Raw genomic sequence first — 26,739 nt, 5'->3', positions numbered from 1 at the left:
AGACCTCGATGCGCTGTTCAAGAAATGAAAGGCGTGGCTGCCTGAAATCACTAACCAAAAAACGCCTCAGTCACATTTCCACTTTTTTTAAGAGTATTTATTTTATGAATGAAACGGCTGTACACGTAAATTTCGTGCCGGTGCGCGCCTGGCTGGCAGTTACCGTACTTGGGATCAGTGCATTTTCAATCGTGACAAGCGAACTTGCGCCGATTGGTATGCTCAGTACCTTAGCAAAGGATTTGAATCAGACAGCATCCGGGGCGGGTCTTGTCGTAACCGCCTATGGCTGGGTTGGTGCGCTCGCCGCGCTGCTCTCTGGTGCGATACCCGCACGCATTTCCCGCAAGACTCTGCTTGTTGGCCTGATGCTTATTCTTGCTTTGTCCTGCATGGCAGCGACTTTTTCTTCTTCCATGAGCACATTTATGAGTGCGCGCATGGCCGGGGCACTTGCGCACGGTGCGTTCTGGGCAATGATTGGCATAGTGGGCGCGCAGCTTGTTCCGGCGCAAAAGCTTGGGCTTGCCACCTCAATCATTTTTGGCGGCGTCTCGGCAGCCAGTGTTCTGGGTGTCCCTTTGTCGAGTTTTATTGCAAGCATGGCCGGATGGCGTAATGCCTTTATGCTCATTTCGCTGCTGGCGCTGGCTGCCGCCTGCGCATTATTCTGGACGCTTCCCGCACTGGCGGCGCCTCAGCCACTAAGGCTGCGTCTTTACTGTGGGCTATTCAAAAACCCGGTGCTCATGTCCCTGTATTGTGCAACAGCCTGCATTATTTCGGCCCATTTCGCGGCCTTCACCTATCTGGAACCCCTGTTGATGAAGGTCCATGGCGTACCGGCGGCTTCCGTATCGGGTTTGCTGCTGGTGTTCGGACTTTCTGGCCTGGCAGGGAATGTCATTGCCGGTAAGCTGATTGACCGTCATCTTAAAACGCTTATTTTCACGTCACTTCTTTTGAGTGCCCTCGCACTCGGTATGCTTGGTATGAGTAGCGTCGCACCTCTTCCTTTCTGGTTAATGGGGATGCTGCTTGCCTTGTGGGGGGCGGGTATGTCGATAGTATTCGTCGGGTTGCAGACGTGGTTGCTTCATAGCGCCGGCGATGCCGCACAACCGGCGTCAGCCATTTACGTCGCAATTTTTAACGCAGCGATTGGAACCGGCGCGCTTGCGGGTGGCCAGGTGTTAGCCGTGACAGGCTTTCAGGGGCTGGCGTTACTGGCAGCAGGTATTATTGTGGGCAGTATGATGCTTGTACTGGTGTTGAAAAAACCGTGAAGACGCACCAGGGAAAATGCGACGACTGATAAAAACGCGGCGATGGCATAAGGGACGCAACAGACGATGCGCCCCTTGCGTAAATAATTAGCTTTGACAGAAACGGAGTCGGTTGCCAAAGGGATCATGGACTTCCATAACCTCTCCCCAATCCTGCTTAATGATTTCCGGGCGACCGTAACCATAACGTTTGTCGTGTAGTTCCTTTCTGAACAACGCAATATTGTTCATCGGGATAAATATCGTTGCGCCTGGGGTGGCGTCACCGTGATGTTCAGAAAGATGCAACTGCAAACCATCGCGGACGATGCCCATATACAGGGGTAAGTCGGGTGCAAAACGGTGTTCAAACTCAACGCTGAATGACAGAAATTCAAGGTAGAACTCCTGTGCTTTTCGGACATCAAAAATTCGCAGGATGGGTATCGATTTACTGAACTGAATTTGAGACTCGGGAACCTGCGGACGTAACGATGCCGCCGCCGTGTTCCAGTCTCTAAAGCCTAACTGATGCGAAACCATTTCGAGTGCGGTGGAGTAAGAGATCGTCTGCTCATGTAACGCAAGAGAGGCTTTTAACTTTGCAGCCATGTGTTTGGCTTGCTCGATAGAAAACATAATTGCTCCTGTCGTCAGGAAATGAGGGTGCTCGCATTACCACATCCCGACCATCAAGAGTGGTTGAATCAATGAAGTTGAGAACAAACATGCTTTCACCTTTTCCCATCGGGAAGCGAGCGGCAGGCAGCATGAGCCCTGAAAAAGAATACCCAGACCCTGGACATTCCTCAAGCTTTCGGGGGCGTATGAAGAGGGCGGCTACCAGTCCAGGTAGGTAGGCGTAATAGATATCAGATGCAATAAACACAGCGCCCGTGTCTTGCTCACCGCAGATCTGACGCCCACTGAGTGCAAGTAGATGATTTTGCTTTCATCGTGATAAGTTGATTCAGGATAAGTAGGTTACCGAAGCCAACACCTTTACGAAAAAAGGAATGTCAGATGGATTTAGAAACCGCACGTCTAACGCTTGAACCTTATAATGACTCACACTACGAAGGTTTAAGAAGGATGGATAGCGATACCCGTGTGATGCGTTATATCAACCAGGGTATTGCTAAAACACCCGAAGAGACCTGGGAAGGTATCAGACGTGTCCAGGCCCGTTGGGAGCAATACGGGTACTCGTGGTGGGTAATCAAAGAAAAAGCGTTCGGGGAGATCGTTGGGGCAGCCTGCCTTCAGCACCTGGCAAATGTGGATGGCGCACCGTTAGAGATAGGCTGGCGACTCGTCCCGGAACATCATGGCAAAGGTTATGCGACAGAAGCCGCTAAAGCGATTATTGCTTTCGCGGTAGAGCGGACAGGCACAACGTATCTGGTGGCTGTTGCCGATCCTGACAATATCCCCTCGCATCGCGTTATGCAGCGCTTAGGGATGACGTATAAGGCAATAGAACAGCATTATGATGTGCCCTGCGTCGTTTATGAACTTACGCTTCAACGTTCTGAGTAAGGGTTATTAATCATTCTGGGGAGGGGAATATCCTTTCGCTCCTCTTCATAGCAGACAAGGTTGCGCCGTCGACGGGCATGTGTGTGCCAGACGCAGATGCTATTGCTGGCACATCAACGCAAGCAGTGAATCTTTGAGATACCCCTCCAGCAGAGATGCGCAAATGCGTGTTTCATATGACATCATGCCCGCCGGTGGATGAAGCAGCCAGGCAGTAAAAGGCGGGACCGTGTAGTGGCTTAAAAGGGGGATTAGCGCCCCCTTTTCCATTTCGTTTTTGCAAACCGGAAATTGCAAAACACCGATGGCATGACCAGCTAATAACCAGGTGAGGACACTGCGCCAGTGGGTGGACTGAAATTTAACGTCAACGGGAACGTTAATGGGTTGGGCATCAGCATTGATCAATGGAATGCGATGGCTGGCAAATACGCCAGAAACAGCAGCAAATGGATAACCAGCCAGCGCATCCGGAGAGTCTGGATAACCCATTCTGGCCAGCAAAGCAGGGGAGGCGAGCAAGACTCTGCGCACGCTACCAAGTGGACGGGCGACAAAAAAACCTTCTGAGACCTCTCCCAGCCTCAGTGATAAATCCACCCCCTCCGTGACAGGATCGATAACGCGGTCGTTAAAAATGACATCGACCTGTAGCCCAGGATGTTCGTTCTGAAGCTGCAACAGTGCAGGCATCAGCAGGCTTTCCCCGGCAGAATAGGGCGCCGCAATACGGATTTTGCCTTGCAGCCCCCCATTTTCTTCATTCACGGAAAGCGCGTGCTCTGCCGCCTGAATGGCCGCTTTGCTTCGCTCATAAAACAGATTACCGCTATGTGTCAGAGACATGTTCCGCGTGTTGCGCCTTAGCAAACGCGTACCAAGGTGTGCTTCCAGTTTATCTATTCTTTCACTGACGGCGGGTTGGCCAATGCCAAGATCGCGGGCTGCAGCCGACATGCTGCCCCGCTCAACGACCCTGATGAATATGCGCATTGCTGAGAAGAGATCCATTTAGCAATTATATCGGTTTTACCGATAAATGTAATTCAACACAGGTATCTACTGTTCTTCTGCGAAATGATGAAAACTCAATGCTCAGGTAAGCGTTAAGCAAAACAGTACTCTATTTCATTGAGTTATTGGTGGAAGGAAATTATGTCAGATATCCGGCTTTTCATGTTCCAGTCAGGAACGCAGCAGTGTAAATATCAGCATATAAGGATGAATCAGGGCGTGGGAGAGAATTATGAAATTCCCGTCCCCTGGTTCCTGCTGACACATCCGGATGGTTTTACTCTGATTGACGGTGGTCTGGCTGTAGAAGGGTTGAAAGATCCCTTCGCTTATTGGGGAAGAGCGATAGAGCAGTTTAAACCGGTGATGTCAGAAAAGCAGGGCTGCCTGGAACAGCTTAAAAGGATTGGTATCGCCCCGGAGGATATCCGCTATGTGGTACTGTCCCATTTACACTCCGATCATACGGGGGCGATTGGCCGTTTCCCACATGCCACTCATGTGGTTCAGCGGCGAGAGTATGAATATGCCTTTGCACCTGACTGGTTTACATCTGGAGCCTACTGTCGACACGATTACGATCATCCTGAACTTGACTGGCTTTTTCTCGACGGCTTATCAGATGACAACTATGACCTTTACGGTGATGGCACGTTGCAGTGTATTTTCACGCCAGGGCATTCACCGGGACATCAATCTTTTCTCATCAGATTACCCAGCGGTACATATTTTACGCTGGCGATTGATGCGGCTTACACCTTAGATCATTACCATGAAAGGGCGCTCCCTGGCCTGATGACGTCCGCCACGGATGTCGCTCACTCTGTCCGTAAGCTGCGCCAGCTTAGCGAGCAATATAACGCGATATTAATACCCGGGCATGACCCTGAGGAATGGAAAAAAATCAGGCTTGCTCCCGCCTGGTACAGTTGAATCATTGCTCGCTCTGTAGTAGTGCATTGAATTTGGCCACCTGAACAGATGGGGTATGCCCACGTCGGAATAATACAGGTGCCCTGATGACAAAAAGGAATTTCAGTGCAGCGTTGAAACGTAAATTCGTTTAGCTAATTATTGTTCAGAACTACACCGTGGCTGAAACAGCCACTGCAACAATAACCCAGGGCGTCGGGCAATTACGGGGCGAGCGGTAGGGAAATTAATATAAAGGTGTTTAAGCGCCTTTTAATGTCCCAGAGCCAAACCATAACTGTTTCATGTTTGGCTTAACGATTTGATTATTTCAGAAGCGAACTGAGATATTAACTCATTGCTGTGTTCGGATAGTAACGAAAAGCGGGGAAGTTCGACGATAAGACGCTCTCTGGTTGGTTCGAAATAGTCGGGAGCATTCGGCCCTGTCTCTATGCCGCATTGAGCGAATCCCCATAAGATATCGAGTATTTCAACCGTAAGTAACTCATCGGCGCTATCAAGAATCTCTAATATAAATGGAAGGGCAATATATCCTGCTGGCGCCATAGAAACATGCTGATGACAGAGTCCGCACCAAAGCTTATGACTGGCGCTCATTGCTGCCTCGTGATCGTCAGATGCTAATTGTAATAATAGCTCAGGAACATCGTTTGCGGGTCCATATGCTGTACAGGATGAACTCCAGTTTACAGCATAGATTCTTTCCTCCAGCGATGCATTATTCATCGATAATTTCCTTTGTTCTTAATGAGTATAATTAACTGGTTTTTCCGCATTAACGATAATTTAACCAAAACGCGTGCTATTAAAATAAATAGCCTTAAGCGCACCACTGCTATTATAACCATTTGGCGGTTCTAAAGTCAGCATCTAACTTGATAGCTGTTTTAAGGAAAACCTCCATCCCACACATATTTACTTACGTTAATGTTCTTCATCTCACTTGGTGGATTAAGGATCTTAAGTCATTAATACAGGGACTGTCAGCGTTAGCGTTTTTACCTGCCAGTACGCAACTGCAAAGCGGTATATCTCCAGGCCAATTAAGGATATCTTCTGATGCTCAGCCGTTTTATAACCCACGCAGTATCTTTCTTTTTGCCATTGACAGGCTTCATCATAAGTTTACCGGGGCACGCAGAATCTTTAACGGACAGGGCCGGATACCAACAGATAAGCGGGCTTATCAGGGAACCCCTCACGCTGTCCGTCACGTTAAATAACGGCCAGCCCGCAATACTTGATGCTTTTGTCACACGTCCGGTTAGCAAGAAGCCTTTGCCGGTTGTGTTAATCACCAACGGAACTACCGGTAATGCTGAGTTTGACCGCTGGACGCTTAACCCAAACCGGTATTCCTCAACGGCAATCGCGTTTGCCCGCCATGGGTATGCTGCAGTGGTCGTTCTGCGGCAGGGATATGGCCAGTCCAGTGGCGCTGCGGAATATGCAGGACACTCGTGTACTCAGCCCTTTCATCTGCAGGCCGGAGAACAGGACATCCAAAATATGGTTGCGGCGCTTAACGCTGTGCGCCGGAATTCATGGGCATCCGTTGATAATGCGATGCTGGTTGGTATGTCCGCCGGTGGATTTGCCGTTATCGCAACGGGCGCCACAAATCCGCCAGGCGTAAAGGCCGTGATCAATTTTGATGGCGGCAGAGGGGCTATCGACGGGAAATCTCTCTGCGATAAGACGGGGCTGATGAAATCGTATGCGCAATACGGAAAAGCAGCGAAGATCCCTTCGCTGTGGCTTTACGCAGAAAACGACAAGTCGTTTCCCCCGGATACAGGCAGAGAGATGTTTAATGCCTATCAGCAGGGTAAAAGCCCGGCCCGGTTCGCCGTCATGCCTCCTTATGGGAAGGATGGTCATGTCTTTATGGATTCTGCGCCGGAGAGTTTCTGGTGGAATACCGTTGCCACTTTTCTTGAGCAGTACCATCAGCCGTTTCAGGAGATAATCAGGCTTCCCGTCGTAAAGCTCATTGAACCGCCAGCCCTCAATGCTGCCGGAAAAAAAGCCTTTTCCGAGTATGAAACAACGCAGCGATATGAAAAAGCCTTTGCCACCGATCCGGACGGAGACTGGGGGGCTGCATACTGGGCCAGAAACAGTCAGGAAGCGGCCGCAACGGCACTTAATATCTGTACAAAGGAACAACGCAAAGGGGCACCTCAATGCACTCTGTACGCTATCAACAATAATTACGCCGCAGAGAAAAGACACTGAATTAAGCGGATAGAACCGCGGTCCTGGACCAGCGTGGCTGACACCAGTCTGTTTGCGTTATGCATAAAAATCAGGTTTCACTCTGAATTAACGCGATGGTGTCGTTTTTTTCCCGGCTGCCTCATCGAAGGCTTTTCGGGACGCCTCAATATCCTGCCATGTATCCCTGATCCAGTCGGTGAATCCGGCGAAGGGTTTTAGCATCGAATGACCACGATCAGTGAGCTGATATTCCACCCTGGGTGGAAGCTCCGGGTAATAATAACGGTTAACGAGGCCATCTCGTTCCAGGTTGCGTAGCGTCAACGTCAGCATACGCTGTGAAATATCGGGGATGCCGCGTCGGATGGCGGCAGGCATCACGCTTGCCGTCGGTAATCTTTTTGACAGGGCTTCCATTGAACGGGCAATGGTAGGCATCACGGGGGTTTTCAGTGTTCAGACCAGCTCTCCGCAGGGAGAGATAAGTGATGAGCAGGAGATCATTCAGGGAAAAGCCATTGCAGACAGCGCTCTGGAGGCTGGTGTCAGCCATCTTGTTTATTCTTCGTCCGGCGCGGCGGGGAAAGGCCCTACAGGTATGGGGCATTTCGACAGCAAGACGGAAATAGAAAATTATGTCCGCTCTTTGCCACTTGGCTGGACGATCACGCGTCCGGCCAGCTTTATTGAAATGCTGATGCTGCCCGGTATGGGGCTGAACACCGGGAATTTTTCCTTCTTCATGCAGCGTAACCAGCCGATGCAAATGATTACGCTGGACGATCTCGGGCGTATCAATGCCCGTATTCTGTGTAACCCGCAACCGTTCGCCGGAAAAGTGCTGGAAATCTCCAGCCAGACGCTGACAGGGGAGGATCTGGAGCGTGCTTTCTCAAACGCCGCAGGTTTCCCCATCCACTATCAGCGCTTTCCCGACGCACTATTAACACAAAACAGCTTCCTTCGTCGGCTTACCGAACTGGTAGATAATGGCATTGTCGCGGGCGTTGCCGATATTCCGGCACTGGAAAAGGTATTTGGTGACATGATGAAATTGGATCAATGGCTTGCGGGACCAGGAAAACAACACTTTCAGGCTGCACTTAACGCTCCACAGGCTGAAATCGCGCTACGATAAACCTTTATCGGCAACGCTCTGGCTCACCGGCCACGTTATTCCAGCGTGGCCTTTGCTAACGGCACATCCGAAGTCGCGCCCCCCGTCATCTGAGCCGGGACGGCGCGAAAGGGATTCATTGAGATTGCATAGCCATAAGTTTGCCGGAAACGCACCGCGAACAGCGATCAGAAACGGTATGTCACCTTCAGGCTTCCGGTGGGCGATGTTTTTCGCTGAACAATGGGGCTATTACGTGCATCCCCCGTCAACTGCATAAAGCCCGCTTCGGTAATCACGCTCCAGTCCTGATTAATCTTGTACGTCCAGTCAATATTCGCAGACCAGGCATAAATGCCGGAACCGGCATCATATCGTGTAAAGCCCGATGCGGCCGACTGCGATGCGCTTACCCCGTAGTATGTCTGCATATACTTGCTCGTCCCCCAACTGCCGGTTAGCGCCAGCGTCACGGCATTGCTCGATGACTTATAGAGCGGGCTGACAATGCCGAAATGCAAGGCCGTACCATTGTCTCGCTCAGAAAGGGGCACCTCAGCCTGCAATTGCACATTAAGCCAGTCGGTCACCTCATACCCCAGGGTCGGAACACCGATAGCTGAACCTTTGATATTGCCCATACCGCGCAAATAGTCGCTGCCGCCGTTTATCGAGTCGCTGTCCACGTCACGATCTTTACGGCCTGCACGGTAGCTCACCGCTGCGCTGTAATTAAATTTGCCGATGTTGTTGCCGTAACCGAGACCGCGCGTGGTGCTGACGAAGAAGCCATTTGCCATAGCGTAATCAACTACCAGGGCAGTGGTGACACGACTTTTATCCGAACCCGAATAGTAGGGCGCAACATCCACACCTCCACCCAGGGTCAATTCGTTGCTCTGTTTCTGTTCCGCCGCCAGTACCGGGGTGGTCAGTAATGCCAGGACAACGCCCGGCACCATTTTTTTCAGGCTGCGGCACGAAAATGAACAGGGGGGCTCAGGATGCAGGTTTCTGTTTTTCATTAAAGAAGTCCTTGTGGATTCAACTGATTACAAGACAAAAGGTTGTTAATCGCCAGAATGCTCAGTGTGAATGCTTACCCTAAAGTTCTCATGAGCCAAAAATGAAGAAATGCTGAAGCAAGTGCCAGTGCTGCAAACCTGATGGATTTCCTGCTACCGTCTGTTCTTCAGACGATCTTCATTCACTGTTGATACAGTAACCATTGTGAAAATTCTCCTAATCGAAGACGACCTGGATCTGGGCAACGGCGTGCGTATCGCCCTTGCAGATCAAGGGTTTGATGTCATATGGGTTCGCCGCAAAGAGGATGCGCTGCATCAGATCGATGCCTGCGTGCCGGAACTCGTGTTGCTTGATCTCGGGCTGCCCGACGGTGATGGCATGAGCCTGATGACGTACATGCGTCAGCAGCTCAAAGGGATCCCCGTCATCATCCTCACTGCGCGAGGTACGCTGCAGGATCGCCTCAGTGGACTGGATGCCGGTGCAGACGACTATCTCGTCAAACCTTTTGTTCTGGCCGAATTGTTGGCCAGGGTGAGGGCGCTTGCGCGCCGCAGTTACGGTTTTAAAAATGAGGTGATAGAGATTCGGGGGTTAACGCTTCATGTGCCGACCCGACGCGTGACAGTGAGCGAACGTCATATTGAATTGACGGCCAGTGAATACGCGCTGCTTGAAATTTTAATGTTGCGCACCGATCGCGTGCTGACACGCAGGTTTCTGGAAGAGAGGGTATTCGGCTCAAAAGAAAATATGAGCAACGCGCTTGATGTGCATATGGGCAATTTGCGTCGCAAAATTGGCGAAGGCTATGTGCGAACGGTGAGGGGCGTAGGGTATGTCATTGATACCGTGTCGATCCAGAAAGGGGAAGGTTGATGCGAAATTTCTGGCGACAACTGAGAACCCCAACGCTCGTGCGGCGAATTATGGTCGCACAGATGCTCCTGCTTACACTGCTTTGGTCTCTATTTCTGACCTTCGTCTTGTGGGAGGACTTGCGCAGCCCCTCAATACTCACGGGCAGTAAGACCTACGACGCCGTTTTTACCCTGGTTCAGAGTATGGACGAGCGGCCACAGGAGCGAACCGTCGTGCTTGACGCGTTCAGCAAGGCGTTGCGGGAAGGTTATGGCGGCGGTGAAGATCCTGAGCTCTCAATCAGCCTGATTGTTCGCAAGAATAAAGCACTCATTTATTCATCGGCTGGCGCGCCGACCGGGGTGATAAATACCCGGTTTGGGGAGATTCAGCGTATCCAGAGCGAAGGGCGCGCCTGGAGTGGCCATACGCTCAGGTCAGACAACGCTGACGTGGAGGTAACGCTTGTTACCCCTGCCGCAGGCTGGAATTTCTTTTTTTATCTGAACTCGCGTGGCTACTACATATTGCCGCTGCTGGTGTGCATTCCTTTTCTTTTGTTTCCAGCGTGGTTATCCATCCGTATTGCAATGCGCCCGTGGAACAAAGTGGTTAATGAAGTTTCCTTACGACCATCAGACGATCTCTCGCCCTTAAAAGAAGTGCCAAAGCACAAGGAGCTTCGCCGGATGGTTGATGCGATCAATGTCTTTCTTGCCAGGGTGCGGGAAAGCACGGAACGGGAACGGGTATTTATTGCCGATGCCGCTCACGAGTTACGTACACCGCTCGCGGCGATGCGTATCAATGTTGAAGCGTTACAGTCCTATGTCAGCAGCGGCAGGCAACAGGAGTTGCTGGCAGGGATTATTCGCAGCAATAGCCGTGCGGCGCGTCTCGTTAATCAATTGCTATTGCTGATGCACAGTGAAGCGCGCATTGACACGGTAATGGCGCCTGTGCCGCTGACGACGCTCATACAAGAGCGTATGGCGGCGTTGTCACCGCTGGCTGCTGAACGCCGGATTGAGCTTGAGTTTTATTCCCATGACGAAACCTGGGTGACCGGCGTCAGGGAACGCCTGATGTCGCTTATCGACAACGTCATTGAAAATGCCGTGAAGTACAGCCCGCAGGGCGGACGGGTTGAGGTAGAAGTCCGAACACGCGATGAATCCACGCAGCTACGTGTCTCAGACGCCGGCCCCGGCATTCCTGTTGAATTGAGGGAGCGCGTATTTGATCGATTTTTTCGCGATCCCAGGCAGATGCAAAGTGGAAGCGGCCTGGGCCTGGCCATCGTCAACGCGGTTGCGCAGCAACACAACAGCAGCGTAAGCCTCAGTACATCTGCAGAAGGTGGACTGATGGTGACGATTGACTTCCCAACCCCCAGGGACGCCTGAAACACAACATCTGCTCCCTGCCTGGCGGAGGGCCTCTACCAGAACAATGGAGTTGAAAGTGAAATACCTGTCTGTGACAACACTGTTCTTTTCAATCTTAATGAGCGGGTGCGCCATCACTGTCAGTGATTTAAAAAGCAGCCAGTCATCTTTTGATGGCAGTTTTACCAGCCAGACGGGGCCCTCCGATACCTATCGAACCTTACGGCTCATGGCAAGGCAGTGCCTGGAATATGAGGCCTATTCAGGAAATCCGGTTATCGTATTAAGTGAGTTTGACGCGGAGAACAAAGAAGGTGAGATCAACCAAAAGTTCCTTGCGGATGGACTGTTGATTAACAACACGCTTATTCAGGTGGAAAGTCAGGATAGCGACAACGCGAAGGTCAGCTTATATACCACCAAGAACATCCTGAGTGTGGGGATCCGGTCGCCAAAAATAGGTGATATCAAGCGCTGGACCGGCGGGGATAAAACGTGTTAGCTCAACACGTTTGTAGAGATTCAGGTTCGTACTCTCAGATGGCGTGGCGGGTCGTCATGCTGTGTTGACTTAATTAAACTCAACGGATTAACCCCGCCAGCTATATCAGGATCGCAAGATGTGTCCGGTTAATGAAAACAGATTTTGCCTGTGCTGGTATTTCAGGAAGAAGAAAAATACCCGCAGAATATCCGCTTCTCGCTCATTTCTCCGCTGACATACGCCGGGCCAGCCAGGCACCCCAGAACAAACTGGAAAAGAAGCGAATCGGGGCCTCAAATCCGGCGCCAAAGAGTAAGGCAAAGACATCATCTTCTGATCGGGGTGGCTCTGCGCCCTGCAGAATTTTGTTCATTTTAGACCGGACCTCTTCGGGTTCAGCGCCATTCATTCGCCAGCGATTTGCCCATGCGGCCATCAGCACGGGTTGTGATGCGTAAGCGCGATAGTTTCCAGCAACGACCAGCGGGGCATTCGGTTTCAGGCGCATCGCAATTTGGGTCAGAATATCGTGCTTTGCCTCATCGCCTGGTAGATGGTGCAACACGCCAGTCATGATGGCGGCATCGAAGGAGGGGGAAGTATCCAAATCAGAAACCGCACCGGGAACAGCTTCAACCCGGTCGGCTATTCCGGCACTGGCGATATTGGTACGGGCAAGATCCAGCATTGGTTGAGAGGGATCGACGGCGACAAAAGACCAGTGTGGCTCCAGTGTGGCAGTGGCGATGATCTCTCCGGCTGTTCCTCCGGCCCCCACCACCAGCACACGCGCAGGCTTCGCTTCACCCAGCGCGGCAGCGAGCATACATGCAGAAAGTTCGTGGCAGGCATCATATCCGGCCAGCGCAATCCGGCTTTGTTGTGCGTATTCCCCAGCGCGAGTGGCGTCGAATTTAGCAGCAGAATCTTGTGTCATGGCATCTCCAGGCAGTCATCCAGGTAATAGGTCATTCTCTCTCGTTGACGTAGAATAAAAGATTCTGGGTAATAAAGTTCGGGAAAGACATGATTGAAAGTCTGAATCTTCCACGAAGATATGATCGGTTGACGGCCTTCCTGCACGCTTTTCCGCTCCATGTGGAACAGTGCGATTCGCCAACGTCGGCAAACCTGCTGATTATCAATGTGAATTGCTCAGGCGGGCCGACCCATTTGCTCTACCGCGCCAGAACATCGGGTGGCCTGCCTGCCGGGGCGACGCTGTGTGCCGCCGCAAGGGTTGATTTTGGCGGCAGTGCGAACCCACTGGTTAGCGCATTACCGGACGAGCTGTGCTTTTCCATGGCGGAGATGCCGCAATTACTTGGCCTGGCTGAACTGATCGTGGCGGAGTACGATGTGAATCGTTGCGGTGGCGGTGCCGTCCAGACCCGGTTGTGCGAAGTCGTGGTGGTATTAGCCATTCGTCGGGCCATCGCGCAGGGAACCGTGGATGCAGGGCTGTTAGCGGGACTTGCCCACCCTAAACTGCACAGGAGCCTTGTCGCTATACACGATGATCCGGCGCGGAAATGGCAGATCCCCGACCTGGCTGCGATTGCCGAAATGTCCCGCGCGCAATTTATCGAGGTGTTCAGGAAAACGGTCGGCGCCTCGCCGGGGGCGTACTTGACGAACTGGCGGTTAGCGCTGGGCGCGGCCAAATTACGATCCGGACGGAGCGTTAAATCCGTCGCCGCGATGGTGGGCTTTGGCAGCGCTGAGGCATTCTCGCGCGCATTTATGCGTAAATTCGGCTATTCGCCTGGGAAGTGCAAAGTGCAAGGAAACCATAACGACGCGGCATAATCAGGCTGGTCTGCTGCAAACCGCTATTGTGGTCTGCTACTGGCTGGTTTATTCACATCTTTGAGGGACTGTAATGTCTCAAATGACGTTTCACTTTCAGTGAGCCAGTCAGACCGCGTCATCCGGTACGGCTGGTGGGCTATCCGGCTCCCAGGAAATAATATCGCCGGGCTGACACTGCAGCGCCTCACAGATTTTTCCCAGCGTATCAAAACGAATACCTTTAACCTTCCCGGACTTGAGTAGCGAGAGATTCTGCTCGGTGATGCCCACAAAGGCTGCCAGCGCTCTGGACGTCATTTTCTTCTCTACCAACACTTTGTCCAGATGAACCACGACAGCCATAATCAGATAAACTCCTTATTTTCTTCTTCCGCTCTGATCCCCTCAACCAGGGAGTGAAACGTCACAAGCAGCAAGCCGCCCGCTAATAACAGAACAATATCGCCAATCAGCAGAGTGACCTGGTAGAAATGTTCCGGCCACCAGACGACCAGAGGGATCAAAAAGCGGCACACTGGCAGGACGATCCCAAGACTTAGCATCACTATCGCAATTTTACGTACACTGTGCGCCAGCGCCTGAGTGAGGATCTGTTTTTGGCGTACCAGTTGCGTGACTTTCATACCTTGCCAGATAGCAAAAGCAAACAGCCCCGTCGGGAAATAGAGAATCACCAGCAAAAGTAGCTGGTTAAGTGACGATACCGTCGTGGTTGGCAAATTATCGCCCTGAATCTCGGCGAGCCTGAGCATACTGGAAATAAAAAACGACGAACCCGTGAAGTACATCCACAGCGGTGTAATTACCTCCAGGATGAGAAATAGCGGTAGCACGCCGGTGATGAGCGCCAGGCTGATTTTATTTCTCGCACCTTTCACATTGAACCTTCCTGAATAATACGCACTATTTTAAGACCAGTATGCTAAAGCATGACATAAGCATCAGCGCGATAGCAATCTTGCTGGCGTTCAGACCTTTAGCGCCGCGTTTTAGCCAGGGATTTGGCCATACGCGGTAGACACCAAAAGCGATATATGATGCCTGAATCGCCCAGGTCAGCATTCTGAATAAGTAACCTGGCTTACTGAGATGCGTTATTGTCTGCAGCATCTCCACGCAGTAAATAATAATGCCAACGGTCAGGATATAATTGACTAAGCGAAGTTTGTAATGCGAAGCCCAGTTTCCGCACACAAACAACATGGTCGAAGCAAAGGCGAGTATTGCCCAGAGAATATCAATCCAGTTCACGGTGTACCTCTGTTTCAGACGATGGCTGGGTGAGTAACAGCCGAACAGCCGGACCAATCACCGGCCATCCGGTGTCGGAGAGGATAACCACGGCGCTTTTACGCTGCGGATCCAGGGCGATAGCGCTGGCAAACCCCGAGGACTCGCCGTCATGCCAGGTGATATCGCGCCCATGTATGCGGGTTGTAAACCAGGCATAACCAATCCGTGAATCGGGATCGTCGGTGGCAAATCGTGGCGGCATCGCTTCGCTTCCTGCGAGTTTTCCTGCCAGTAATGCCTGCGCATAATTTGCCATATCGACAATGGTCGATCGTACCCCCGCGGCGGGGGTAAATGCGTGCAATACCCACGGCGCTTCGCTGAATCCGGAAACTGACCAGCCGTGGCTGAATGTGGAGGTGACGGGTGTCGAATCATCTGCGATGACGGAGCTTTCCATTTGCGCTTGCGCAAAAACCCGTGTGTGCAACAACGTGGCAAAAGATTGATGTGATGCGCGCGCCAGCGCCAATCCCAGCAGGGCATAACCGGTATTGGAGTAATCAAATACGGCGGATTTTTCAACGCGGGTGGTGTTCACCATCTCTATTAATGTCTCGTCATCGTAATCCCAGAAATTGTCACGCAGGATGATGGCCTTAATCACCTGAATTTTCTGTCGTAATGATGTCGCCAGCGGCGGCAGGCCAGAGCGATGTGATGCCAGTTGCTCAAGTGTTATCTCGCTCGCCGGGCCAGTGATTTCCGGGACGAGTTCTCCTACGCGGGTTTGTGCCGTTGCTTCGCCGCGTCGCTGCGCTTCAATCAGCAGGCTGCTGGTCATGGTTTTGGTCAGGCTGGCAATTTCATACTGTTTTGCATAATCACTGTTCCACAGCGCATATTGTACGCCTCGCGGGGTGATGAAGGCGGCGGCAACGCTGCCTCTTGATCCTTTCAGCAAAGGGGTTAAAAACGAGGCTACCGTTGCATCTCCCGTCTGATGCAAAGACGGTGAGCTAAATCCGGGTTGCAGGTAGATCCCCGCCGCTATCAGCGACACAAAAGCTGTACCGGCGGCTAACAACCGCGTACGACTGCGCACAGAGTGCTTCTTCATTGTTGTTCGCCTCAGAATTCATACTGAATCAGTGATGACAGGGTGTACTGCATTCGGCTTTTCACTAACGGACTTTTACCCGCCTCATCAAACAGGTATGCCGCGCGACCGCTCACCCCTGCGGCTACGTTTTCGCTAATGTGCCAGACCAGCCCGGTAGACACGCCACCAAGCTGGAAACCCGATGACGGGCGATAGACAGAAAAATCAGTGCGTTGCGCCTGGCTTGTGGTGACACCGTAATGGCGCTGCTGATAACCGCCGTTCGCCCAGGTGATATCGCCAGCGACTGAAAAATCGACATCCCGCCAGTGCCATAGCGTTGCCTTCACGCCACTGTTTAACGTCATGCCCGGATCTTGCGTTTCGCCCCCGTATCGGTGCTTTTGTGTTGCACTTAATGCGCGCAACCATACCATCCAGCCCTCACGTTGATACCGCAATTCCGCACCCGCCATGATGATGTCGGAAAGGTCTCCCATCCCTTGCAAGTCACGGTTTGTTCTGCCGGAAAATGGGTAGTTGAACACCTCTTTTCGCCCCTCATCCGGTGTTAACAGCAGGCTCACGGCAAACGGGGAATCCGCTGGCAGCGTCCATGTCAGACCGTCTGTAGACAGATCCCAATATCCCCAGCCATCACTCTTGAGGCTTACGCCACCTTTGAGTAACGGACCTGGCGCAGCGTGCTGTGACCCCGGATAGACGGGGCTGACTGCAACGCCGAGACCCGCGTACCCGGACAGATCCGCACTGTGTAAAGGAACGCAAAGCACGATTCCCGCAAGCGAAACGCCATATTGCAGACTTCTTTTCATTCGATGCCTCTCCTGGCAAAGGGTAGGTTGAAGTGTGTGCAGGCTAGCCTGGTGTTTATCGTTTTACAATAAATTTTTATTGTTTTATATTAAGTCAACTGAGCGGAAAGATGATTTCAGGAAATGGCGATGGCAGGGTGCACAGGTAAGAAATGTGTTGTGACAGGCGCGACGCTCAGCATTGCGCCTGGCGAGGCCCATTTGACGGTGCAGTGAGTGTTATCGCTGAAAACCGGTAGCTTAAAAATGGCTAACTATATGATCCAGAAAAGCGCGTACCGCAGGATTGGAACGTCGACTTTCATGCCACACAGCCGACATATCATGCCGCTCCACCGCGAAATCACAGAGCAGCGGAACAAGCTTTTTGTCGCTTACCCGGGACGCCGCCATAAAATTCGCGGCCATACCGATTCCGGCACCGGCAACAATGGCGGCAATGACGGCTTCGCTGGTATCCGCAATGATCGTTGACGACGGCACAATGTCTATCTCGCGCTCCCCGACGCGAAACGGCCAGCGAAAAAGCTGCCCTGTATTTTGATAACGCAAATTAATCGTGGTATGCCCGGATAAATCATTGGGATGCAGCGGAGGGACGCAGCGGGCTAAATAATCAGGCGAGGCATAACAACCTATCTGATAGGGCGGAAGGCGACGCAACAGGAGGTTGGAATCCGCGAGCTCGCCAAGTCGAATGGCAATATCAATATTCTCGTCAACGAGGCTTACTCGCTGGTCGCTCAGGCGTAGATCAATGGTCACTTTTGGATGAAGTGCGCAAAAGGCGGGAAGGAGAGGGGCAATTATATGGATACCCACCGGTAGTGACGCCGCAATGCGTAATATCCCAGCGGGCTCCGCGCGAGCGTGTTTCGCTATCTGTTCAATCTCCTCCGCATCCCGTAGCAACCGCAAAGCCCGCTCATGCAGTTCGCGCCCTTCGGCAGTTAACACCAGTGAGCGTGTCGTTCGGGTGAATAAGGTAATGCCGAGCTGCTTCTCAAGGCGCTGAATACTTTTACTGATGGCTGAGGGGGAAACAGAAAGCGAACGGGCAGCGGCACTATAGCTACCCAGAGCGCCTGCGCGAGCGAATGCAATAAGACCCGTGAGTCTCTCAAAACCGATTTGTTCCTTCATGGCATAAGTAAAGCGAAATTCAGCCATATTATCAACCTGGGTTATTGATCCTATGCTCTGTCACCTGAGGTCTTTTAGAGCGAGATGATGATGACTAAGATGATGAAAGCGGTACAACTCCATGCGTTTGGCGGGCCAGAAAACCTGCTTTATGAAGATGCACCCAGACCACATGTGGGTAACGATGATGTCCTGGTGCATATGCAGGCGGCCAGCCTTAACCCGCCGGACTGGTATCTGCGCGATGGCTTTCGCACACTGCCACCGGAATGGCGCCCCGATCCCGTTTTTCCCCTTATTTTGGGCACTGACGTATCAGGCATCGTTGCCGGCGTCGGTAAAAATGTGACGGCGTTTCGCCCCGGAGATGACGTCTATTCGATGGTGCGTTTTCCTGAGAAGGTGATGACGGGCAGCGGCGCCTATGCAGAATATGTCAGTGTGCCTGCATCCGAACTGGCACTCAAACCCCAGAGGATTGGGCATGTAGAGGCCGCCGCCGCGCCAATGTCGCTGCTTACCGCCTGGCAGTTTCTTGTCGACACGGGGCATGACGCGGTTAATCCCTTCCAGCCTTTTCCTCATAAAGCCGTGCCATTAAATGGCCGGACGGTGCTGGTCAATGGCGCTGGCGGCGGCGTGGGGCACCTTGCCGTGCAAATCGCCCGCTGGAAAGGGGCGAAGGTTATCGCTGTGGCCTCTTCGCGTCATGAGGCGCTGTTGCGTGAGCTGGGGGTCGACAAATTTATCGACTACACCACAACGGCAGCCGAGGAGGTGGTCAGTAATGTGGATCTGGTTCTCGATGCGGTGGGCGGGGCGCATATGGAACGCTTTCTGCGCTGTATAAAGCCAGGCGGGGCACTCTTTCTGGTTAACCCTTTGGGTTTTTCCGCAAGGGATGAGGCCGCGCAAAAAGCGATTACGGTCTCTTCCACCCAGGTACGCTCCAGCGGCGCGCAATTAAATGAAGCAGGCCGTCTTCTGGAAAATGGCCTTGTCCGGGTGGTTATAGACAGTACCTATCCGTTAGCCCAGGCCTGCGCTGCCCATCAGCGTGCTGCGATGGGCGGGATTCAGGGTAAAATTGTGCTGACAAACCTCTGATAATGACTCCCCTGGCGAGTTAATGAATACATCGCAGGGCTATGCGCCACAGGGGCATGACCCTATACTTATCAACGGTTCAGGTCAGGCTATACCGGGTCTCTGTATCGCCTGGCCTCCTTGCGGTAAAAATGGCTTTTCCAGCATACAGTGTGTGTGATGGTGAAAAACAGAAGATCTCAAGACTATGATAACAACCGATGAGATTCACTTTGCTGAATGGCAACTCTGGCCCCAGCTAAGGATTCTGTTGCACCGGGGTAAGCCGGTAAAAATTTCTGCCAGAGCATTTGATGTTCTGGTGGCTCTGATAAGGGCCGACGGTAAAGCGGTCAGTAAAGCGTCTCTCCTGACCCAGGTGTGGGGAAATGAAATCGTCGAAGAGAACAATCTTCAGGCGCAAATTTCAGCGCTTCGCCGCCTGTTGGGGCGAGACCGGCATCTCCTTGTTACTGAGTTTGGCCGTGGCTACCGCTTTAACACCAAGAATGAACCGTTGCAGGCATCTCCCGACCCGGAAATACCGCTTCCGCCTGTTACCCCCTTTCTGAGCTCGATTTTAGGGCGCGACCAGGCGGTGCAGGAACTCTGTGCCCTGCTAAATCAGCACCCTCTGGTGACGATAACCGGTCCAGGCGGCGTGGGTAAGACGCGTCTGGCATGGGAAGTGGTTAACCAGGTGCACCCGCAATTTCCCGATGGCGTCTGTGTGGCGGAACTGGCCCATATTACCGACGCATCCAGCGTGCTCTCCGTTATTTCTCAGGCGTTACATCTTCCCTTAGCCGGTCTTGAGCAGGATACCGATTTACGCCAACAGCTCGCGCGACGTCAGTGTTTGCTGCTTATTGATAACTGTGAGCACGTGACGAGCGAACTGGAACCGCTGATGACGCGGCTTCTGAGACTGGCTCCCCGGATCAAACTGTTATTGACCAGCCAGGTGGCGCTACAGGTTGCTGGTGAACAACAATATTTACTCCCGCCGTTGCAAGTCCCGCACGAAGAGGGTGCCGATAACGCCACGTTAATCTCTTTTGCCAGCGTCCGTCTCTTTATTGAGCGTGTCCAGGCCAGTGCGCATGATTTCCATCCCTCAGAGCATGAACTGGTGTTGATTGGCGAATTATGCCGTCATCTTGATGGCTTACCCCTGGCTATTGAACTTGCGGCCTCCCGTCTGCCCTTTATGAGTGTGAGTGAGATTTATCATCGGCTTGAGGACCGCTTCCCGTTATTGAGCAATACCCACCGTTCGCTGGAGCCCAGACATCAGAAAATAGTGACGACGCTGGAGTGGACTTATCAGTTACTCAACGCGCGTGAGCAGCGATTATTCAGGATGCTGGGCATTTTTACCGACACGTTTAGCGTAGCATCCGTCAGTGATTTTCTGCGTTCAAAGGACAACCATAGCTGGCAGGTTATTGACGATTTGCAGCGCTTGTTGTCTCTGTCGCTGATTCAGGTCAGTAGCCAGGCGCCTGTTACGCGTTTTCGCCTGCTGGAAACCATGCGCCAGTTCGCCTGCGCGAAGCTCCGCGAACAGGATGAATATGTTGCGCTTGCAGCCGATTTTGCCCATTACAATAGCGTGCTGGTGGAACAGGCGCAGAGTGACTGGCTTAGCTTGCCAACGGAGCAGTGGCGGGAGCGTTATCGTCCCATCCTTAATGATTTGCGCCGCGTTTTACAGCAAACATTAACTGAGGGGGGCGATCCCTCTACAGGGCTTGCGATCTTACAGGCGATGACGCCGTTCTGGATTGAATATTCACTCTATGATGAGTGTCAGCGTCATATTCACCCTCTGCTCAATGAAGATAACGCGCGGGTCGAATTAACGTTACACCAGAGAATGCATCTGTGCGCCGCAGCAGGTAAGGCATCGACCTGGGCAAAAGGCCCCACATCTGAAACCCATTTGGCCTGGCAAACCGCATTGACGCTGGCAGAAAAGCTCGATGACAAAGAGATACGTTTACAGGCGCACTATGGGTTATGGCTGTATTGCCTGCGCACGGGCGCTCCTGGTAAAGCGCGTGAACATGCGCAGTCTATGTGCGAACTGGCGCGATCCATCAATGATGCAGAAGCCCATGCCGCCGGGCTGCGTATTCTCGGTGTCTCCCTGCATTTTTTAGGTCAGCATAGCGAAGGCCGCCATTATCTGCTGCAATCTTTGGCCTGGTACGCGCAGGAAAGTATGAGCCACTCCTTCCGTTTTGGTCTCGATCAGGAGACCGCCGGCATGGCTTTTCTGTCTCGCTTACTCTGGGTTCAGGGGGAGTATAAGGCCGCAAAACAGATGGCGTTGCGCGGCGTTAAAAAAGCCGCGCGTTTGCAGCATGCCTGTTCCCTTTGCTGTGCGCTCGCCGAGGGCGCCTGTATGACAGCGGCGCTGGAACGCCGTCCGCGTTGGGTGGTCAGGGCCGCGAACTGGCTTGTTCAACTGGCAGAAAAACATGATTTGTATTTCTGGAAGACCTACGGAGAGCTGTTTCTTGTCTGGTCCCAACAGTTCGGTCATACCGATGTCAGTCAAACCACACTGTTCAGTTCGCTGCGGGCGACGGGATTAGACTGGCAATACTCCCCTTTATTGTCAGAAATTGATGGCGCGCTGGCGCAGAAAACCGCCAGCGAGGGGCAAGACAACTGGTGCGCGCCAGAATTGATGCGTCTTTGTGCCACGCAATCACCAGCCCAGGGGCGACGTTTATTGCTGACACAAGCGTTGAATAAAGCGCGTCAGCAGCAGGCCCACGGCTGGGCTCTGCGTATTGCCTGTTCACTGGCAACCGTTCAGGCCGAAGTAGGGGAAAACGGGGCGGCTAAGCAGTTAATTCAGAATGCCTTAAACGATGTCGATGGTTCACACCGGGCAACAGAGGTAAGAAATGCGCTGGCCCTGTGTGCCCGAATAGGGCGTTAACCTTTACGTCTTACGGCAATAAGCATCCCACAGAGTACGAGAGCGGCCCCCGCCGCAGAAATCAGCGTCCGGCTCTGCGTTGCCTGCCATAACCCGGTGGCTGTCAGGGAACCACAGGCGCCACCAATAAACATAACGCACATAAAGAGGGTGTTCAGACGGTTTCTGGCATCCGGGCGCAAAGCGTAAATGGTGTGCTGGTTCGCAATCAGTACACATTGTTCGCCCGCATCCAGCAAAAGAATGCCCACCACCATCCCCGCCATACTGTTCCAGCCCCAAAAAACAATCCAGGCCAGCAGCATGAGAATGACGCCCAACATTACCATCCTGAAGGGCCCCTGACGATCGCTGAAACTACCCGCCAGAGGGGCACACAGAATGCCGATTAACCCCAGCGCCGCCAGTGTTCCGGTTACCCCCGCGCCGTAATCGTAGCGATGGGCTAACCAGAATGGGAGTACGGTCCACAGCACGCTGAACGAGGCAAACAGCATGGCTTGTGTCAGCGTTGCTTTGCGCACCTGTGGTTCGCTTTTCCACAGTTGCCCGAGCGAACGCAAGACCGCCAGATAGTTAAATGTTGGCGCAGGCAGCGACTGCGAAGGCAAAATGCGCACGATAAAAACGACGGCCAGCAGCGTCATGATCGCGCCGAACAAAAAGACACCCCGCCAGTCGAAATACTGACCGATAAGACCGCCAATCGCCCGCCCGGCAAGGATACCGGCGAGAACGCCGCTCATCACGGTACCCACGATTTTACCCCGGCATAATGGCCCGGCGAGAGAGGCGGCCAGCGGCACGATTTGTTGGGCCACGGTTGCGGACATGCCCGTAATAAAAGAGAAAAACACCAGCACGGTCGCCGTTGGGGATAACATCATGCCGAGCAGCGCCAGGAAAAGCACCTGGGCCTGGCGCAGGATAAGCCGCTGACGTTCTATATAATCGCCTAATGGAATGAGAAAGAATAACCCCGCCGCATAGCCTAACTGGGTCGCCATGGGGATCAAAGAAACCGCATTCCGTTCATTGGGAAAGGCACCCGCAATCAAATTCAGAACGGATTGATTAAAATAAATATTCGCCACCACGATACAGCAAATAATAGCCAGCATCAGGATCCTGGCAGAAGAAAGCGCGTGGTTATGGGTCTGCATTGACCACTCCTTACCCTGAATAAAATGTTGCCGCAGTATAAGAAGAGGTGCTGCTTAACGCTTTGCGCGTTTTTTTCAGACGTCTGAATTCTGCTGCGCAAGCCCCTGAATGCGTTATTTGTTACTCATATTCTTCATCTGGTCATTGTGTTTAATATGAGGAACAACACATGGATTTAAAATTGACAGGAAAAGTGGCGCTGGTCACCGGAGCCCGAACCGGCATTGGTTTTAGCATTTGCGAAGAACTGGCGGTAAACGGGGTGAATTTAGTCATGGTATCCAGACAAGAGTCTGCCCTGATCCTGGCCGCGAAGAAGATTGCCGATAAATATGGCGTTTCGGCGCTGCCTGTTGCTGGTGATGTGACCGATCCCCACCTCCCTGCACGGGTGGTTGAACATGCAGAAACGGTTTTTCAGGGAATTGATTTACTGGTCAATAATGCCGGAAGAGCGCATGCAGGTACTCTGCTCACCACGTCAGAAGAGGACTGGCAATTAATGACGGAGACCAAATTCTCTGCCATGCGGCGCTTTTGTAAGGCGGTTATTCCCGGCATGCAGAAGCGAAACTGGGGGCGCATTGTTAATATTTCTTCCATCGGCGGTATTTATCCTAACCCGCAACTTACCGTCTCACATGCCCTGAGTGCGGCAATTAACAATCTGACCCGGAGCTTAGCGTTGAGCGTGGCGCCGGACGGTATCCTGGTCAATGCTATTGGTGTGGGCGCTGTCGCGACCGATAACTGGGCGCAGAATATGCTGCCGAATGTCCGCCATCGGCGCCCTGAACTGGCTGAAAAAACGGACGACGAGGTGATGACACTGCTGGGTAAAGAGAAAACCCCGGTGGGGCGCTTTGGGCTTCCTGAGGATATTGCGGCAATTACGGCTTTCCTGCTTTCAGACAGAAATCAGTTTGTTACCGGCCAGACAATTGAAGCGTCCGGTGGGGCAGAGCGATTTATGTGATTTTTTTCCACGTTTGGCTGAACCGCACCGCAAAGCCGGGGCGGTTCGTCAGCCGGATGGAGAGCAGTCAGTGCAATGTGAATAAAGAAAATGGCTGAGGATTAAAACCAGCGCGGGAAATAGCTGAGACAGTATGTGGTTTTAAATATGGCTACAATCGCAGACGCTTCTCTTGCATGACTGGCACGATAAACATTTTCGATAGTGATCAGCAAAAAGCCTGAGTAATGATAATTAATAACATGCCGAACAGTAACCATCGCAATATACATAGTTAGCGGAATATATTATATCTTTTAATTTTACGCAGTGGCAGTTGTATGAATAACTTTGCAGGCTCATGATTATCACGGTAAGAACACCGTGATATGCAGCGTTGTTCACATTATTTATGCAACGTTATTCATTTTTCTGAAATATATTCTCCACAGGTCTTTTTTTTGATTTTTCTATTAAATTAAATGACGCAATTGACGATAAGTAACGTGATGGCCCACTTTTTCTGACTCATTAAAAGAAATGAAAAAAACCGCAATCGTATAAGAAGTAAAAATGAAACCATTTTTTAAATATTAAAAAAGAACACTGAGGATACTGCTATGTCAAAGCTGTTACCGTCAATAAAAAATCTGCCTGTGGCTGCCAAACTTTTTGGCGGGTTTGCAGTTTTAATCGTCATTATTGTTTTGTCCTCACTTATCAGCATCCAACAGTCCGCGAGTATCCGTGAGCATGCCTTAAAAGGTAAATTAATCAATGAGATCAGCACCGAGCTCAATACGGCGCGACGTAACCGTTTAACTTATCAATTAAACCATGATGAAAAATCACTGCAGGCGAATAGAGTCGCCATTGATAAGATGGATCAAAAAGCGATTACGGGTCTCGACTTTACCTGGGACAGCGATGCCCGTGTTTTGTTTGATGAGCTGCGCACGACTATTCCTGACTATGCCACCCACCGTGATACGTTCGTTAAACTCGAACAGGTGACCGTCGCAAAATCACAGGATTTAACCTCTCCTGCTCTCAAAACCCTGCTCGATAAATTCAGTACCCGCCTTGAGCAACAGGAAACCATTTCAAAAGATGAAGTCGCGTTGCTCAATCGCCTCAATAACATCTGGGCTGCCGCTTATCAAATTCAGTCCTCTGCCGGTAAGCAGGGGATGGATATCTTTAAGGCTCAATACGATGAGGCGGCAAAGCTTATTCATTCCGAAAATGTCACTTTTACAGCCGAAGACAAAGAGATGGCTCAGACATTCCTGAACGGAATACAGGATAATGTTGCCGCTTATACGAAAGCCCAGAAAGAGTCGCAGAATGCCGCGACAGAGCTCACCGGCGTTGCAGAAAAAATTAATACTATTACGAATGATTTGGTAACTGGTCAGACTCAGAAAAATATCGATATTATTCAACGTGTGATGATCATTATGGGCATCGTCGCCGTGTGCGCAGTGCTGACAGGGTTACTGGTTGCCTGGCTGCTTACCCGCCAGATGACCCGCCAGATTAAACACAACCTGACGCTGGCGGAACGTATTGCCGAAGGCGACCTGACTGCGACCATTGAGCCGCAGTCAACCGATGAACTGGGCCGCCTGACAATGGCAATGGGCGTCATGAACGACAAGCTTCGTGACATGATCACCCAAATTAAAGAGTCAGTCATTCACGTGGCGAACGCCTCGTCGGACATCTCCGCAGGCAACACTGACCTTGCTTCCCGCACCGAAGAGCAGTCAGCCGCGGTGGTCGAAACGGCGGCAAGCATGGAAGAGTTGACCTCAACGGTTAAGCGCAACGCAGACAATGCGCGTGAGGCCAGCCAGCTTGCAGGCGTGGCGGCAGAGCATGCGCGTTCCGGTGGCAAAATTGTCTGGGATGTTGTCAACACGATGGAAACCATCACCGAAAGCTCCAACAAAATTACCGACATTATCAGCGTCATAAATGGTATTTCGTTCCAGACCAACATTCTTGCGCTTAACGCAGCCGTTGAGGCGGCACGCGCCGGTGAGCAGGGGCGCGGTTTCGCGGTGGTAGCGGGGGAAGTAAGAAGCCTTGCCCAACGTAGCGCCCAGGCTGCCAAAGAGATCGAAGGATTGATAAAAGAGTCCGTACAACGCGTGACGACCGGCTCAGAAATGGCGAACAAAGCCGGTACCACCATGGAGCAGATTGTCTCTTCGGTCACCAATGTGAGTGGGATCATGAACGAAATCTCCAGCGCCTCGGAAGAGCAGAGCAGGGGTATCGATCAGATTGGTAAAGCGGTAACGGAGCTGGATTCCACAACCCAGCAGAATGCCGCGCTGGTTCAGGAGTCGTCTGCGGCGTCATTATCACTGGAACAACAGGCCGAACAACTGGCGCAACTGGTTTCCGTATTCAAACTGAATTCAGAAACGGCTAAGCCGAAATACGCCCCAGCGGCAGCGCGCGCCAAGGTTAGCCTGCGACCCGCAGCATCAACAGCGAACGGCTCTGACTGGGAATCGTTCTGATAACCCGCCAAAAACGGTGCCCTCTAGAGCGAAGAGGGCACTGCTTAACACACAACGAGAGGCCC

The 26,739-nt window shown here is 52.1% G+C and carries 26 protein-coding genes; 13 read left to right on the top strand and 13 right to left on the bottom strand.

Annotated features, from left to right (window positions below; all coding sequences use genetic code 11):
• Positions 1 to 104: 104 nt before the first annotated feature.
• Positions 105 to 1,286, top strand: coding sequence for an MFS transporter (locus ACS0RQ_RS15615; protein ID WP_271849449.1), 1,182 nt, complete (start codon positions 105 to 107; stop codon positions 1,284 to 1,286).
• An 87-nt stretch (positions 1,287 to 1,373) separates the two neighbouring features.
• Here the strand turns inward: ACS0RQ_RS15615 and ACS0RQ_RS15610 are convergent, their stop codons facing one another.
• The gene (locus ACS0RQ_RS15610; protein WP_271849450.1) at positions 1,374 to 1,904 is read right to left on the bottom strand and encodes a glyoxalase superfamily protein; all 531 of its coding nucleotides are present in this window, start codon (positions 1,902 to 1,904) and stop codon (positions 1,374 to 1,376) included.
• A gap of 384 nt (positions 1,905 to 2,288) precedes the next feature.
• Between ACS0RQ_RS15610 and ACS0RQ_RS15605 the strand changes: the two genes are divergently transcribed.
• The gene (locus ACS0RQ_RS15605; protein ID WP_271849451.1) at positions 2,289 to 2,804 is read left to right on the top strand and encodes a GNAT family N-acetyltransferase; all 516 of its coding nucleotides are present in this window, start codon (positions 2,289 to 2,291) and stop codon (positions 2,802 to 2,804) included.
• Positions 2,805 to 2,903: 99 nt separating this feature from the next.
• On the opposite strand, the gene ACS0RQ_RS15600 is transcribed toward ACS0RQ_RS15605, so the two are convergent.
• Positions 2,904 to 3,797 (bottom strand): LysR family transcriptional regulator, encoded by an 894-nt coding sequence (locus tag ACS0RQ_RS15600; RefSeq protein WP_271849452.1) that lies wholly within the window; start codon positions 3,795 to 3,797, stop codon positions 2,904 to 2,906.
• 159 nt (positions 3,798 to 3,956) lie between these two features.
• Here ACS0RQ_RS15600 and attM point away from each other — a divergent pair, with 159 nt between their 5' ends.
• Positions 3,957 to 4,751 (top strand): AttM family quorum-quenching N-acyl homoserine lactonase, encoded by a 795-nt coding sequence (attM, locus tag ACS0RQ_RS15595; protein WP_271849547.1) that lies wholly within the window; start codon positions 3,957 to 3,959, stop codon positions 4,749 to 4,751.
• A gap of 282 nt (positions 4,752 to 5,033) precedes the next feature.
• Here the strand turns inward: attM and ACS0RQ_RS15590 are convergent, their stop codons facing one another.
• Positions 5,034 to 5,480, bottom strand: a complete 447-nt coding sequence (locus ACS0RQ_RS15590; protein ID WP_271849453.1) for a hypothetical protein — start codon at positions 5,478 to 5,480, stop codon at positions 5,034 to 5,036.
• 561 nt (positions 5,481 to 6,041) lie between these two features.
• Here ACS0RQ_RS15590 and ACS0RQ_RS15585 point away from each other — a divergent pair.
• Positions 6,042 to 6,992 (top strand): dienelactone hydrolase family protein, encoded by a 951-nt coding sequence (locus tag ACS0RQ_RS15585; RefSeq protein WP_499079331.1) that lies wholly within the window; start codon positions 6,042 to 6,044, stop codon positions 6,990 to 6,992.
• Between the two features lie 87 nt (positions 6,993 to 7,079).
• Here the strand turns inward: ACS0RQ_RS15585 and ACS0RQ_RS15580 are convergent, their stop codons facing one another.
• Entirely contained in the window at positions 7,080 to 7,412 is a 333-nt protein-coding gene (locus tag ACS0RQ_RS15580; protein ID WP_271849548.1) for a winged helix-turn-helix transcriptional regulator, read from the bottom strand.
• On the opposite strand from ACS0RQ_RS15580, the gene ACS0RQ_RS15575 reads away from it, so the two are divergent.
• Entirely contained in the window at positions 7,402 to 8,112 is a 711-nt protein-coding gene (locus ACS0RQ_RS15575) for an NmrA family NAD(P)-binding protein (protein ID WP_271849455.1), read from the top strand. The two genes, ACS0RQ_RS15580 and ACS0RQ_RS15575, sit on opposite strands and share 11 nt — an antisense overlap.
• Positions 8,113 to 8,279: 167 nt before the next feature.
• Here the strand turns inward: ACS0RQ_RS15575 and ACS0RQ_RS15570 are convergent, their stop codons facing one another.
• Positions 8,280 to 9,116, bottom strand: a complete 837-nt coding sequence (locus ACS0RQ_RS15570; RefSeq protein ID WP_271849456.1) for a MipA/OmpV family protein — start codon at positions 9,114 to 9,116, stop codon at positions 8,280 to 8,282.
• 205 nt (positions 9,117 to 9,321) lie between these two features.
• Here ACS0RQ_RS15570 and ACS0RQ_RS15565 point away from each other — a divergent pair, with 205 nt between their 5' ends.
• Genes ACS0RQ_RS15565 through ACS0RQ_RS15555 form a run of 3 tightly spaced genes read left to right on the top strand, consistent with a single transcriptional unit; the run spans position 9,322 to position 11,871 of the window.
• On the top strand, positions 9,322 to 9,999 hold the full coding sequence (locus ACS0RQ_RS15565; protein WP_271849457.1) for a response regulator: 678 nt from the start codon (positions 9,322 to 9,324) through the stop codon (positions 9,997 to 9,999).
• Complete coding sequence (locus tag ACS0RQ_RS15560) at positions 9,999 to 11,387, top strand: sensor histidine kinase (protein ID WP_271849458.1); 1,389 nt, start codon at positions 9,999 to 10,001, stop codon at positions 11,385 to 11,387. Before ACS0RQ_RS15565 ends, ACS0RQ_RS15560 begins: the two co-directional genes overlap by 1 nt.
• A gap of 46 nt (positions 11,388 to 11,433) precedes the next feature.
• Positions 11,434 to 11,871 carry a hypothetical protein gene (locus ACS0RQ_RS15555; RefSeq protein ID WP_271849459.1) on the top strand — a complete coding sequence of 146 codons (438 nt, stop codon included), beginning with the start codon at positions 11,434 to 11,436 and terminating at the stop codon, positions 11,869 to 11,871.
• 202 nt (positions 11,872 to 12,073) lie between these two features.
• Here ACS0RQ_RS15555 and ACS0RQ_RS15550 read toward each other — a convergent pair whose 3' ends face one another.
• On the bottom strand, positions 12,074 to 12,790 hold the full coding sequence (locus ACS0RQ_RS15550; RefSeq protein WP_271849460.1) for a class I SAM-dependent methyltransferase: 717 nt from the start codon (positions 12,788 to 12,790) through the stop codon (positions 12,074 to 12,076).
• Between the two features lie 89 nt (positions 12,791 to 12,879).
• Here ACS0RQ_RS15550 and ACS0RQ_RS15545 point away from each other — a divergent pair, with 89 nt between their 5' ends.
• Positions 12,880 to 13,662, top strand: coding sequence for a helix-turn-helix transcriptional regulator (locus tag ACS0RQ_RS15545; protein WP_271849461.1), 783 nt, complete (start codon positions 12,880 to 12,882; stop codon positions 13,660 to 13,662).
• A gap of 108 nt (positions 13,663 to 13,770) precedes the next feature.
• On the opposite strand, the gene ACS0RQ_RS15540 is transcribed toward ACS0RQ_RS15545, so the two are convergent.
• The 6 genes from ACS0RQ_RS15540 to ACS0RQ_RS15515 form a co-directional block, all read right to left on the bottom strand.
• Entirely contained in the window at positions 13,771 to 14,007 is a 237-nt protein-coding gene (locus ACS0RQ_RS15540) for a helix-turn-helix domain-containing protein (protein ID WP_271849462.1), read from the bottom strand.
• A gap of 2 nt (positions 14,008 to 14,009) precedes the next feature.
• Positions 14,010 to 14,543: a DUF2975 domain-containing protein gene (locus ACS0RQ_RS15535; RefSeq protein ID WP_271849463.1), complete on the bottom strand. Its 534-nt coding sequence runs from the start codon at positions 14,541 to 14,543 to the stop codon at positions 14,010 to 14,012.
• A gap of 25 nt (positions 14,544 to 14,568) precedes the next feature.
• Positions 14,569 to 14,916 (bottom strand): hypothetical protein, encoded by a 348-nt coding sequence (locus tag ACS0RQ_RS15530; protein WP_271849464.1) that lies wholly within the window; start codon positions 14,914 to 14,916, stop codon positions 14,569 to 14,571.
• Complete coding sequence (locus tag ACS0RQ_RS15525; RefSeq protein WP_271849465.1) at positions 14,903 to 16,018, bottom strand: serine hydrolase domain-containing protein; 1,116 nt, start codon at positions 16,016 to 16,018, stop codon at positions 14,903 to 14,905. The genes ACS0RQ_RS15530 and ACS0RQ_RS15525 overlap by 14 nt, the downstream gene beginning before the upstream one ends.
• An 11-nt stretch (positions 16,019 to 16,029) precedes the next feature.
• A complete protein-coding gene (locus tag ACS0RQ_RS15520) occupies positions 16,030 to 16,836 on the bottom strand; it encodes a MipA/OmpV family protein (RefSeq protein WP_271849466.1) in 807 nt (268 codons plus the stop codon).
• Positions 16,837 to 17,076: 240 nt separating this feature from the next.
• A complete protein-coding gene (locus ACS0RQ_RS15515; RefSeq protein WP_271849549.1) occupies positions 17,077 to 17,979 on the bottom strand; it encodes a LysR family transcriptional regulator in 903 nt (300 codons plus the stop codon).
• Positions 17,980 to 18,069: 90 nt separating this feature from the next.
• On the opposite strand from ACS0RQ_RS15515, the gene ACS0RQ_RS15510 reads away from it, so the two are divergent.
• Together ACS0RQ_RS15510 and ACS0RQ_RS15505 are read left to right on the top strand one after the other, a co-directional pair.
• Positions 18,070 to 19,086: an NADP-dependent oxidoreductase gene (locus ACS0RQ_RS15510; RefSeq protein WP_271849550.1), complete on the top strand. Its 1,017-nt coding sequence runs from the start codon at positions 18,070 to 18,072 to the stop codon at positions 19,084 to 19,086.
• A 187-nt stretch (positions 19,087 to 19,273) separates the two neighbouring features.
• Positions 19,274 to 22,021, top strand: a complete 2,748-nt coding sequence (locus ACS0RQ_RS15505) for an ATP-binding protein (protein WP_271849467.1) — start codon at positions 19,274 to 19,276, stop codon at positions 22,019 to 22,021.
• On the opposite strand, the gene ACS0RQ_RS15500 is transcribed toward ACS0RQ_RS15505, so the two are convergent.
• A complete protein-coding gene (locus ACS0RQ_RS15500; RefSeq protein WP_271849468.1) occupies positions 22,018 to 23,184 on the bottom strand; it encodes an MFS transporter in 1,167 nt (388 codons plus the stop codon). The genes ACS0RQ_RS15505 and ACS0RQ_RS15500 overlap by 4 nt on opposite strands.
• A 170-nt stretch (positions 23,185 to 23,354) precedes the next feature.
• On the opposite strand from ACS0RQ_RS15500, the gene ACS0RQ_RS15495 reads away from it, so the two are divergent.
• Both ACS0RQ_RS15495 and ACS0RQ_RS15490 read left to right on the top strand, forming a co-directional pair.
• Complete coding sequence (locus ACS0RQ_RS15495; RefSeq protein ID WP_271849469.1) at positions 23,355 to 24,161, top strand: SDR family NAD(P)-dependent oxidoreductase; 807 nt, start codon at positions 23,355 to 23,357, stop codon at positions 24,159 to 24,161.
• 599 nt (positions 24,162 to 24,760) lie between these two features.
• Complete coding sequence (locus tag ACS0RQ_RS15490) at positions 24,761 to 26,674, top strand: methyl-accepting chemotaxis protein (RefSeq protein ID WP_271849470.1); 1,914 nt, start codon at positions 24,761 to 24,763, stop codon at positions 26,672 to 26,674.
• The last annotated feature ends 65 nt before the right edge of the window (positions 26,675 to 26,739 follow it).

This window comes from Phytobacter diazotrophicus (genome assembly GCF_052061655.1).
Classification (GTDB): Bacteria; Pseudomonadota; Gammaproteobacteria; order Enterobacterales; family Enterobacteriaceae; genus Phytobacter; species Phytobacter diazotrophicus.
Note: the sequence above shows the minus strand (reverse complement) of the source record. Positions and strands in the feature narration are given on the sequence as shown.

What these genes read in the sequence shown, in the direction of transcription:
- ACS0RQ_RS15570 (WP_271849456.1), bottom strand. Translation starts at nt 9,116, where the DNA reads ATGAAAAACAGAAACCTGCATCCTGAGCCCCCCTGTTCATTTTCGTGC.
- ACS0RQ_RS15600 (WP_271849452.1), bottom strand. Translation starts at nt 3,797, where the DNA reads ATGCGCATATTCATCAGGGTCGTTGAGCGGGGCAGCATGTCGGCTGCA.
- ACS0RQ_RS15580 (WP_271849548.1), bottom strand. Translation starts at nt 7,412, where the DNA reads ATGCCTACCATTGCCCGTTCAATGGAAGCCCTGTCAAAAAGATTACCG.
- ACS0RQ_RS15560 (WP_271849458.1), top strand. Translation starts at nt 9,999, where the DNA reads ATGCGAAATTTCTGGCGACAACTGAGAACCCCAACGCTCGTGCGGCGA.
- ACS0RQ_RS15515 (WP_271849549.1), bottom strand. Translation starts at nt 17,979, where the DNA reads ATGAAGGAACAAATCGGTTTTGAGAGACTCACGGGTCTTATTGCATTC.
- ACS0RQ_RS15605 (WP_271849451.1), top strand. Translation starts at nt 2,289, where the DNA reads ATGGATTTAGAAACCGCACGTCTAACGCTTGAACCTTATAATGACTCA.
- ACS0RQ_RS15555 (WP_271849459.1), top strand. Translation starts at nt 11,434, where the DNA reads ATGGAGTTGAAAGTGAAATACCTGTCTGTGACAACACTGTTCTTTTCA.
- ACS0RQ_RS15575 (WP_271849455.1), top strand. Translation starts at nt 7,402, where the DNA reads ATGGTAGGCATCACGGGGGTTTTCAGTGTTCAGACCAGCTCTCCGCAG.
- ACS0RQ_RS15540 (WP_271849462.1), bottom strand. Translation starts at nt 14,007, where the DNA reads ATGGCTGTCGTGGTTCATCTGGACAAAGTGTTGGTAGAGAAGAAAATG.
- ACS0RQ_RS15545 (WP_271849461.1), top strand. Translation starts at nt 12,880, where the DNA reads ATGATTGAAAGTCTGAATCTTCCACGAAGATATGATCGGTTGACGGCC.
- ACS0RQ_RS15610 (WP_271849450.1), bottom strand. Translation starts at nt 1,904, where the DNA reads ATGTTTTCTATCGAGCAAGCCAAACACATGGCTGCAAAGTTAAAAGCC.
- ACS0RQ_RS15520 (WP_271849466.1), bottom strand. Translation starts at nt 16,836, where the DNA reads ATGAAAAGAAGTCTGCAATATGGCGTTTCGCTTGCGGGAATCGTGCTT.
- ACS0RQ_RS15550 (WP_271849460.1), bottom strand. Translation starts at nt 12,790, where the DNA reads ATGACACAAGATTCTGCTGCTAAATTCGACGCCACTCGCGCTGGGGAA.
- ACS0RQ_RS15615 (WP_271849449.1), top strand. Translation starts at nt 105, where the DNA reads ATGAATGAAACGGCTGTACACGTAAATTTCGTGCCGGTGCGCGCCTGG.
- ACS0RQ_RS15505 (WP_271849467.1), top strand. Translation starts at nt 19,274, where the DNA reads ATGATAACAACCGATGAGATTCACTTTGCTGAATGGCAACTCTGGCCC.
- ACS0RQ_RS15525 (WP_271849465.1), bottom strand. Translation starts at nt 16,018, where the DNA reads ATGAAGAAGCACTCTGTGCGCAGTCGTACGCGGTTGTTAGCCGCCGGT.
- ACS0RQ_RS15490 (WP_271849470.1), top strand. Translation starts at nt 24,761, where the DNA reads ATGTCAAAGCTGTTACCGTCAATAAAAAATCTGCCTGTGGCTGCCAAA.
- ACS0RQ_RS15510 (WP_271849550.1), top strand. Translation starts at nt 18,070, where the DNA reads ATGACTAAGATGATGAAAGCGGTACAACTCCATGCGTTTGGCGGGCCA.
- ACS0RQ_RS15590 (WP_271849453.1), bottom strand. Translation starts at nt 5,480, where the DNA reads ATGAATAATGCATCGCTGGAGGAAAGAATCTATGCTGTAAACTGGAGT.
- ACS0RQ_RS15500 (WP_271849468.1), bottom strand. Translation starts at nt 23,184, where the DNA reads ATGCAGACCCATAACCACGCGCTTTCTTCTGCCAGGATCCTGATGCTG.
- ACS0RQ_RS15495 (WP_271849469.1), top strand. Translation starts at nt 23,355, where the DNA reads ATGGATTTAAAATTGACAGGAAAAGTGGCGCTGGTCACCGGAGCCCGA.